This window comes from Dorea sp. 210702-DFI.3.17 (assembly GCF_020560825.1).
In the GTDB taxonomy this organism is placed as follows: Bacteria; Bacillota; Clostridia; order Lachnospirales; family Lachnospiraceae; genus Dorea; species Dorea formicigenerans.
This window is the reverse complement of the sequence record NZ_JAJCNB010000020.1, coordinates 40,518-48,000: the sequence shown is the minus strand read 5'-3', so window position 1 is coordinate 48,000 and position 7,483 is coordinate 40,518. Positions and strand designations below refer to the sequence as shown.

General features: G+C 42.2%; 6 protein-coding genes. All 6 read left to right on the top strand.

Annotation, left to right across the window (positions count from 1 at the left end):
* The first annotated feature begins 67 nt into the window (after positions 1-67).
* The 6 genes from LI149_RS10410 to LI149_RS10385 all read left to right on the top strand — a co-directional run bounded on the left by LI149_RS10410 (position 68) and on the right by LI149_RS10385 (position 7,441).
* On the top strand, positions 68-1,072 hold the full coding sequence (locus LI149_RS10410) for a deoxyguanosinetriphosphate triphosphohydrolase (protein WP_227078187.1): 1,005 nt from the start codon (positions 68-70) through the stop codon (positions 1,070-1,072).
* A gap of 93 nt (positions 1,073-1,165) precedes the next feature.
* A complete protein-coding gene (gene dnaG, locus LI149_RS10405; RefSeq protein ID WP_173786194.1) occupies positions 1,166-2,941 on the top strand; it encodes a DNA primase in 1,776 nt (591 codons plus the stop codon).
* 38 nt (positions 2,942-2,979) lie between these two features.
* Positions 2,980-4,110: an RNA polymerase sigma factor RpoD gene (gene rpoD / locus LI149_RS10400; protein WP_005336805.1), complete on the top strand. Its 1,131-nt coding sequence runs from the start codon at positions 2,980-2,982 to the stop codon at positions 4,108-4,110.
* 13 nt (positions 4,111-4,123) lie between these two features.
* Positions 4,124-4,852, top strand: a complete 729-nt coding sequence (locus LI149_RS10395) for a class I SAM-dependent methyltransferase (protein WP_117614052.1) — start codon at positions 4,124-4,126, stop codon at positions 4,850-4,852.
* Between the two features lie 61 nt (positions 4,853-4,913).
* Positions 4,914-5,726, top strand: a complete 813-nt coding sequence (locus tag LI149_RS10390) for a Nif3-like dinuclear metal center hexameric protein (protein WP_173786195.1) — start codon at positions 4,914-4,916, stop codon at positions 5,724-5,726.
* Between the two features lie 44 nt (positions 5,727-5,770).
* Entirely contained in the window at positions 5,771-7,441 is a 1,671-nt protein-coding gene (locus LI149_RS10385) for a nucleoside kinase (protein WP_173786196.1), read from the top strand.
* Positions 7,442-7,483: the final 42 nt, after the last annotated feature.

Below are 7,483 nucleotides of genomic sequence, written 5' to 3'. Positions count from 1 at the left end.
TGAAGTAGGAATGAAACATAGAAGTTTGTAACTTTTTATAAGTTTTCAGTAACGGGAGCGTGATTCTATGACGATTCGGGAGCAGATGGAAGAAAGAGAATTGGAGTATTTAAGTCCTTATGCGACATTGAGTAAGAATTCAAAAGGCAGAAAGATTAAGGAAGAGGAATGTGATATTCGTCCGGTCTTTCAGCGTGATCGTGACCGAATCGTACACTGCAAGGCCTTCCGCAGACTGAAGCAGAAGACCCAGGTGTTTCTTCTTCCGAAAGGAGATCATTACCGTACAAGGCTGACACATACACTGGAGGTGTCACAAAATGCAAGAACAATTGCGAAAGCACTCCGGCTTAATGAGGAACTGGTAGAAGCAATTGCCCTGGGGCATGATCTGGGACATACACCTTTTGGGCATGCAGGGGAGCGTGCGCTCAATGAACTTTGCCCGGGAGGTTTCAAACACAATGAGCAGAGTGTGCGAGTGGTGGAATCTATAGAAAAGGAAGGACGGGGACTGAATCTTACATGGGAAGTCATTGACGGGATCAGGAATCACAAAACAAGCGGATGCCCGGCAACACTGGAAGGACAGATCGTGCGCCTGTCAGATAAGATCGCCTATATTAATCATGATATTGATGATGCAATCCGTGGCGGTATTTTAAGAGAAAAAGATATTCCGAAGAAATATACGGATGTTTTGGGAACTTCGGTGAAAGGACGCCTGAACACACTCGTACATAATGTTATTATCAACAGTGTGGATCGTCCGGTGATTCAGATGTCTGAGGAAGTTCATGAGGCTATGCAGGGTCTTCGTGTATTTATGTTTGAAAATGTTTACCGTAACCCGGTTGCCAAGAAGGAAGAGGGCAAAGCAATCCATATGATTACCAATCTATATGAATTCTATATAAAGAATCCGGAGTTTCTTCCGGAACAATCACAGAATATGTTAAAAAAGGGAGAAGAGCTGTCACGGGTCGTGTGCGATTATATCGCAGGAATGACGGATACTTATGCAGTGAAGAAATTTACGGAATTTTTTATCCCAGAATCTTGGAAAAATTAAAGGAAATATAAAGTTTGTGTCGAATATTATTAATAGGGACGTTTCTTCTTCTGGATTTGAGGAAGAGATGATGAAAAATGAAAGGACGCAGATATGTATTATCCAGAGGAATTAGTGGAAGAAATCCGGTCAAAAAATGATATCGTAGATGTAATTTCCAGTTATGTGAGACTTCAGAAAAAAGGAAGCTCCTACTTTGGATTATGTCCATTTCATAATGAAAAATCCCCGTCATTTTCAGTCAGCAGACAGAAGCAGATGTATTATTGCTTTGGCTGTGGTGCCGGAGGAAATGTATTCACATTTCTGATGGAATATGAAAATTATTCTTTTGTAGAGGCACTGAAATATCTGGCGGATCGTGCAGGCGTAGAGCTTCCGGAACCGGAGTACTCTGGGGAGGCGAAAAAGCGCGCAGATACAAAAGCTATATTACTGGAGATTAATAAGGCAGCAGCACAGTACTTTTATGTACAGCTTCTAAGGCCGCAAGGGGGACATGCCCTTACATACTTAAAAGATCGAAAGCTAAGTGACGATACGATCAAAGCATTTGGTCTGGGATATTCGAACAAGTACAGTGATGATCTGTACAAGTATCTGAAATCAAAAGGCTACAAAGACGATATGATCTCACAGGCAGGTCTGATCAGTATTGATGAAAAATACGGAGTTCACGATAAGTTCTGGAACAGGGTCATGTTTCCGATTATGGATGTAAACAGCCGTGTTATTGGATTTGGCGGCCGTGTCATGGGTGATGCAAAGCCAAAATATCTGAACTCACCGGAGACGATCATTTTTGACAAAAGCCGGAACCTGTATGGACTGAATCGAGCAAGAAAGTCGAGAAAGCCTTATTTTCTGCTTTGTGAGGGCTATATGGATGTGATTTCCCTGCATCAGGCGGGATTTACCAATGCAGTAGCGTCACTTGGAACAGCCCTAACACCGGGACATGCAGCGCTTATCAAACGGTATGTCAATGAAGTCTACCTGACGTATGACAGTGACGAGGCAGGAACGAAAGCAGCTCTGAGGGCAGGACCGATTCTGCGTGAAGTTGGGATTACGGCAAAAATCATTCGGATGGAACCGTATAAAGATCCAGATGAATTTATTAAAAATCTCGGTGCAGAAGCCTTTGAAGAACGGATCCAGAAGGCAAGGAATGGATTTATGTTCAGTCTTGAAATTCTGGAACGGGATTATGATATGACGTCGCCGGAAGGCAGAACGGACTTTATGAAGGAAGCTGCGAGAAAGCTTACAGAGTTTGATGAAGAGATAGAGCGCAATAACTACATTGATGCAGTTGCAGGAACTTATCATGTCAGCAGTGAAGATCTGAAAAAACTGGTCGGACGAATGGCAGTTCAGACCGGACTTGCAAAGCCGGTGGAAAGACCGAGATCTACAAGGAGTCAGAACCTGGATAAGGAAGATGGTACACGAAAGTCACAGAAGATTCTGCTGACATGGATGGCATCGGATGAGAATGTATTTGCACAGATCCAGAAGTATATTCATCCGGAAGATTTTCAGGAAGGGATATATCGGACTGTAGCTGAGCTTTTATATGCGCAGCACGAACAGGGAAAGCTCAATCCGGCGCAGATCATGAATCATTTTACAGATGAAGAGGAACATCGTGAGGTGGCAGCGCTTTTTAATACAAGAATCCGGGAAATTAAAACAGCATATGAACAGGAAAAGGCATTAAAAGAGACAATTATCCGGGTAAAGAAGAATAGTATTGAAGAACACTCAGCAAAGCTTGATCCGACCGATATACAGGGATTGCAGAAGCTGATGGAAGCAAAACGGGCGTTGCAGGACCTTGAAAAATTGCATATTTCTATTAATTAAGGATAAAATAAAAACATATAATGGAGGATGGACACCACATGGAAGAAAACATAGCGAAATTTGGGGAAAAGTTAAAACAACTGGTTGCTCATGGAAAGAAGAATAAGAGTATCCTGGAACTTCAGGAAATCAATGATTTTTTCTCAGATATGGAGCTTGATGCAGAACAGATGGAGAAAGTTTATGAGTATCTGGAGGCCAATCATATTGATGTGCTTCGTGTAAGCGGAGATGGGGATGGAATTGAGGAATTAGATGATGTTGATGATTCTGATATTGTTCTGACAGATGAAGACGATGTTGATATGGAGAAAATCGACTTGTCTGTGCCGGATGGAATCAGTATAGAGGATCCGGTCCGTATGTATCTGAAAGAGATTGGAAAGGTACCGCTTCTTTCAGCAGATGAAGAAGTAGAGCTTGCAAAGCGTATGGCAGAGGGAGACGAGGATGCTAAGAAGCGTCTGGCAGAAGCAAACCTTCGTCTTGTTGTCAGTATTGCTAAGAGATATGTGGGACGTGGAATGCTGTTTCTGGATCTGATTCAGGAAGGCAATTTGGGTCTAATCAAAGCGGTTGAGAAGTTTGACTATCATAAAGGATTCAAATTCAGTACTTATGCAACATGGTGGATCCGCCAGGCAATTACAAGAGCAATTGCTGATCAGGCCAGAACTATCCGTATTCCGGTCCATATGGTAGAGACGATCAATAAACTGATTCGTGTTTCCAGACAATTACTGCAGGAGTTAGGACGTGAACCTACGCCGGAGGAAATTGCAGCAGAATTAGATATGCCAGTGGAACGTGTCCGTGAAATCTTAAAGATTTCTCAGGAACCGGTATCACTGGAGACACCAATCGGTGAAGAGGAAGACAGTCACCTGGGAGATTTTATTCAGGACGACAATGTTCCGGTACCTGCTGAAGCCGCAGCTCAGACACTTTTAAAAGAGCAGTTAGATGAAGTGTTAGATACTCTGACAGAGAGAGAGCAGAAAGTTTTAAGACTTCGTTTTGGTATGGATGATGGACGTGCACGTACACTGGAAGAGGTTGGTAAGGAGTTTGATGTAACGCGTGAGCGTATTCGTCAGATCGAGGCAAAAGCACTTAGAAAGCTTCGTCATCCGAGCCGCAGTAGAAAATTAAGAGATTATCTGGATTAAGAAAGAGGCGCCTATGGAACTATCAAAGAGACTTACTGCAGTAGCAGGTCTTGTGACAGAGGGCGCCTCTGTCGCAGATATAGGAACAGATCACGGATATATACCGATTCATTTGATAGAACAGAATTTATCACCGAAAGTGATAGCGATGGATATCAATAAGGGACCGCTGGAACGTGCGAGAATTCACATAGCAGGCTATGGAATGAGTGACCGGATTGAGACAAGGCTGTCGGATGGACTGGCAGCAGTAAAGCCGAAAGAAGTGGAGGAGATGATCGTTGCCGGAATGGGCGGCGGTCTTGTGATTCACATTCTGGAAGAAGGAAAACAAATCGTCAGCACATTAAAAGGCTGCATCTTACAGCCTCAGTCTGAGATACAGAAAGTACGGGAATATCTTGTAGAACATGGGTTTCGGTTCGAAGCAGAAGATATGGTAGAGGAAGACGGGAAATATTATCCTATGATGCGGGTGGTACCACCAGAATATTGTGAACATAAGACGGCCGACCGGCAGGAAGATTGTAAAAAAGAGGAATGGGAGTACCTTTATGGACCACTACTTTTAAAAAACAAAAATCCGATATTATATGAATATCTGAAGCGTGAAATCCGTATTCGTGAAGATATACTTCTCGGTCTTGCCGGAAAAGATGGTGAGCGGATAAAAGAGCGTATGACAGAAATTGAACATGAACTGGAAGTAGCAAAAAAAGCAATGTCTTATTATGAAGAGTAAGAAAAGCATTGTAAGAAAAACATTGTTGAATACTATGTGAATATTAGAGAGGAATGATTGCATGCTATGTAAAGATATTATCAAAATAATAGAACAGGACTATTCACCAAGATATGCTCTTTCCTGGGATAATGTCGGACTGCTGGCAGGAAGAGATGATAAAGAAGTTGCAAATATATATGTGGCACTGGATGCTACAGATGAAGTGGTAGATGAGGCAATTTTGGCAGGTGCAGATATGCTGGTGACACATCATCCTTTGATTTTTAGCGGTATGAAACAAGTGAATAATCAGAATTTCATCGGCAGAAGATTAGTAAAACTGATTCAGCATGACATTTCTTATTATGCTATGCACACGAATTATGATGTCAAAGGTATGGCAGATCTGGCAGCAGATTATCTGAAACTTGAGAATTGTCAGATACTGGATGTCACCGGAGAAAATGAATCGGGAGAACCGGAAGGTATTGGCCGTGTCGGAGAGATACCATCTGCTTCTGATAATGATGAACAGAGAAATGAAATTTCACTGGCAGATTATTGTGAAGAAGTCAAGAAAGCATTTGCCCTTGATACAGTGAAAGTATTCGGCGATCTGAAGCAAAAGGTTCACCGAGTAGCAATCTGTCCGGGGTCTGGTAAAAGTGATATTGATCAGGCGATTGCAGCAGGGGCTGATGTCTATGTGACCGGAGATATCGGTCATCATGAAGGGATTGACGCACTGGCAAGAGGACTTAATATCATCGACGCAGGACATTATGGGGTGGAGCACATATTTATCGGCGATATGGGGAATTATTTACGAGCACACCTTTTGGGAGTCGAGGTCATAGAAGCCCCAGTGAGCCATCCGTTTACAGTAATATAGGGAAAGCTTTACAGAAGCAGTCATGATATAGGGAGGATCGGAAGATGGGAGAGAAAAGAATGTATCATGTAAAAATTAAAAATGAAGTGAAAGAATATGAAGCTGGTATCACATATCACGACATTGCAAAAGAATACCAGAAAGATTATGAGCATGAGATTGTTCTGGTGTTTGTAGATGGAAAACTTCAGGAACTGCACAAGCGTCTGAAAAAAGATTGTGAAATCAGTTTTGTTACAACAGCGGATCCCATTGGACATGAGGCATACAAACGAAGCATGAGTTTCCTTCTTGTAAAAGCAGTTTATGACGTGGCAGGACATAAGAATATTGACAAGGTTCGGATGCATTTTGCAATAGGACCGGGATATTATTGTACGATTACCGGCGAAACAAGAGTCGATGATGATTTTCTTGAGAGTGTCGAGTCGAGGATGCACGAACTTGTGGAGGCAGATCTATCAATCAAGAAAAGAACGGTTCATACAGATGAGGCAATCGGACTTTTTGGACAGTATGGAATGTATGATAAAGAAGAATTGTTCCGTTACCGCCGTGTATCCAAAGTAAACCTTTACAGCATCAATGAGTTTGAAGATTATTATTATGGATATATGCTTTACAGTACAGGGTATCTGAAATATTTTAAATTATATCGGTATGATGAAGGATTTGTACTTCAGATGCCAGAGATTGATAAGCCGGAGATTGTGCCACATTTTCAGGCGAGAACAAAGTTCTTTCAGGTCATGAAAGAATCTGTGAAATGGGGAGATATTCAGGAGATTGAGACGGTTGGCGGATTGAATCGCAATATTACCAGTGGAGATGTTCAGGAGACTGTGCTTGTGCAGGAAGCAATGCAGGAAAGAAGAATTGCAGAAATTGCACAGATGATTGCTTCCAGACCGGAAATCAGATTCGTATTGATTGCGGGACCGTCGTCTTCCGGAAAGACTACATTTTCACACAGACTGTCTGTACAGCTTCGTGCAAATGGAATGCGTCCTCATCCGATCGCAGTAGATAATTACTTTAAAGAAAGAGAAGAGACTCCGAAAGACGAGAAGGGAAATTATAATTTTGAAGGACTTTGTGCAGTGGATATTGATCTGTTCGAGAAACAAATGCAGGAACTGATGGATGGAAAAGAAGTGATAATTCCAAATTTTGATTTTGTGAAGGGACATAAAGAATTTGTAGGAAGTCCATTGAAACTTGGAGAACACGATATTCTGGTTATTGAAGGCATTCACTGCCTGAATCCAAAGCTGACAAAAGCATTGGCAGATGAGAATAAGTTTAAAATTTATATCAGTGCACTGACACAGCTTAACATTGATGAGCATAACCGGATTCCAACCACAGATGGCCGGCTTCTTCGAAGAATTGTGCGAGATGCAAGAACAAGAGGTGCTTCTGCAAAAAAGACAATTCAGATGTGGCCTTCTGTACGGAAAGGCGAGGAAGAGAATATTTTCCCATTCCAGGAGGAAGCAGATGTCATGTTCAATTCTGCTCTGATCTATGAACTGGCAGTATTGAAACCATATGTAGAAGCTCAGTTATTCGGAGTTGAAAGAGAGTGCCCGGAATATATCGAGGCAAAGAGACTGCTTAAATTCCTGGATTACTTTGTTGGAATCGGAAGCGAAAAAGTGCCGACGAACTCATTGCTTCGAGAATTTATCGGTGGCGGCTGCTTCCGGGTTTGATAAATGGTGCCGGAATACGCCGTAGAAAAGGAAATGCAATTT